The 1,977-nt window shown below is 58.5% G+C and carries 3 protein-coding genes; all 3 read left to right on the top strand.

Annotation, left to right across the window (positions count from 1 at the left end; all coding sequences use genetic code 11):
- Positions 1–650: PFGI-1 class ICE element type IV pilus protein PilL2 (pilL2, locus tag PR833_RS19630; protein WP_272526445.1), on the top strand; the 650-nt coding region annotated here is incomplete at its 5' end.
- Positions 647–1,375, top strand: a complete 729-nt coding sequence (locus PR833_RS19625) for a hypothetical protein (RefSeq protein WP_248129424.1) — start codon at positions 647–649, stop codon at positions 1,373–1,375. The genes pilL2 and PR833_RS19625, both read left to right, overlap by 4 nt.
- Before the next feature lie 13 nt (positions 1,376–1,388).
- Positions 1,389–1,977 (top strand): TIGR03759 family integrating conjugative element protein (locus PR833_RS19620; RefSeq protein WP_272526444.1); only part of this gene is annotated, 589 nt, incomplete at its 3' end.

Raw genomic sequence — 1,977 nt, 5'->3', positions numbered from 1 at the left:
CTCTCCCGATATGTCTTGCCCTGACTTCACTGCTGTTGGGGGGCTGTGCAGATAAACCCTCCCGGCCTGCCGAACAGGTGGCTGACACCGCGATCCCGGTCAACACCACTCATGCTCAGCCGGTGCTCCCGGATCTTTATCCGTCAGCGCCGGAAGTGGTGCGTTATGACCGTTACCGGCTGGTTGATATTTCGCCTTCACAGGCACAGCGTTACCCGCTGGAACAAATTGTTCACCTGCGTATTCCGGCTTCCGTTTCACCCACGGTCGGGGATGCGCTGCATTATGCCCTACGTGATTCCGGATACCGTCTGTGCACCTCTGATGGGCAGGCGAACCGCCTTTATCGTCTGCCGTTACCCGCCGTTCAGTATCAGATGGGACCGATCCGCCTGAATGTGGCGTTACAGATCCTTGCCGGTCCGGCCTGGCAGTTGTTGGTGGATGATGTACAGCGGGAGGTGTGTTACCGGCTTCGTCCGGAATACACGCCACCTGTGCCGGATGCCGGAAGGGACAGCGCTTCATCCGTCTCAGTGGGCACACCACTTTCTGCGGGGAGTGCGCCAGTACCGGTGCCTCCGGTGCTGAATACCTCTGCCGGACAGAGTGGTGTGAATAAGGTTCATCGCGGAGGGTGGCTGAAATGAGTGCTTCTGCCAAATCTTACGCTGTCCGGACCGTAATTATCGGCGGCCTGGTATTGTTTGCTGGTCTGTGTGTGGCTTCTGTGCTGGCGTTACTGAATATTGCTGGTACGCAGGAGAAACAGCTGTCACAGCTTGACCAGCGATTGCAGGCGATTGAGATGACGATGGCTGCCCCTGTCACGGATGACGGAATAAATGCGCAACTGGATGTGATTCGTCAGGAGCTGGCGACGCTGAAACAGGGAGCCGCATCACAGCGCGATACCCTCAGAACTGTGACAGAGCAGCTGGCGGTTGCCGGCAAACCGGATGAGCAGATTACGCTGTTATCGGACGGGCTGGAAAAACGGCTGGCGCAACTGGAAACCCGCCAGGCACAGTGGGCACTGGCGTTACATCAGTTGCAGGAACAGCGTCAGCCGGTGCAAAAAACAGCCAATCCACAGGTTGTCAGGGCAAAACCCGCCGCGCCGGAGACTTCCCGTCCCGGGGCTTCAGCCCGTACAGCCCGTACAGCCCGGACGGTGCCGTTTCAGTTAACTGCCATTGAACAGCGGGGCGGTCGTCGTCTGGCAGCTCTGGCCCCTGCGGATATCCGTCAGCTGGGGCAGGTGCAATTAGTGCCGGTCGGTGGGCGTTATCAGGGCTGGGAAATGACCGACATTCAGACAGACCGTGTGACATTACGTTATCAGGGGCGCACGGTGACATTGCGCCTGCCATAAAAGGAATGCCGTGATGAAAAACATAAGATGCGTGGTTTTACTGGGCGGGTGTCTGATGTCCGCACCGCTGACAGCTGTACAGTCTGTTTCCGGGACAACCCAACCGGTTCAGATTGAGGCGGGGACATCGGCTGAGAGTCAGACTCAGTCATTGCAGTATGAGGCGCAGGAATGGGGACTGAGTGCAGAGGAGTATGCTCGTTTTGAGGCGCTGATGAAAGGGCGGCGCGGTATTCAGTCTCCAGGACTGGATCCGCTGACGACACTGGGCATTGAGGCCCGGTCAGATGAGGAGCGCCGCCGGCTGGCTGAAAAGTGGGTACAGCAGGAATTTGCCCGGGCGGAAAAAGAGCTGGCGTTTCAGCGGGAAGTGGATGCGGCCTGGAAACGGCTTTATGGTCAGATATTACCGGTCAGCCTGGGAACAGCCGGCGCGACCACCGGGATGGTACAGGGAACAGCACAGCGCCGTCAGGCGTTATTTGTGCAGGCGGAAAACTGTCGCGCGTGTGATGCCCGTCTGGCCACTCTGCTGGCCGGCAAACAGCCGTTTGATATTTATGTGCTGGGGACACAGGGGGATGATAACCGCCTGCGGGCCT

This window comes from Providencia sp. PROV189, assembly GCF_028480065.1.
GTDB lineage: Bacteria > Pseudomonadota > Gammaproteobacteria > Enterobacterales > Enterobacteriaceae > Providencia > Providencia stuartii.
This window is presented reverse-complemented; position numbering and strand designations above follow the sequence as displayed.

Bases quoted from the DNA above. Each gene is read 5' to 3' on its own strand.
- PR833_RS19625 (WP_248129424.1), top strand. From the start codon at position 647: ATGAGTGCTTCTGCCAAATCTTACGCTGTCCGGACCGTAATTATCGGC.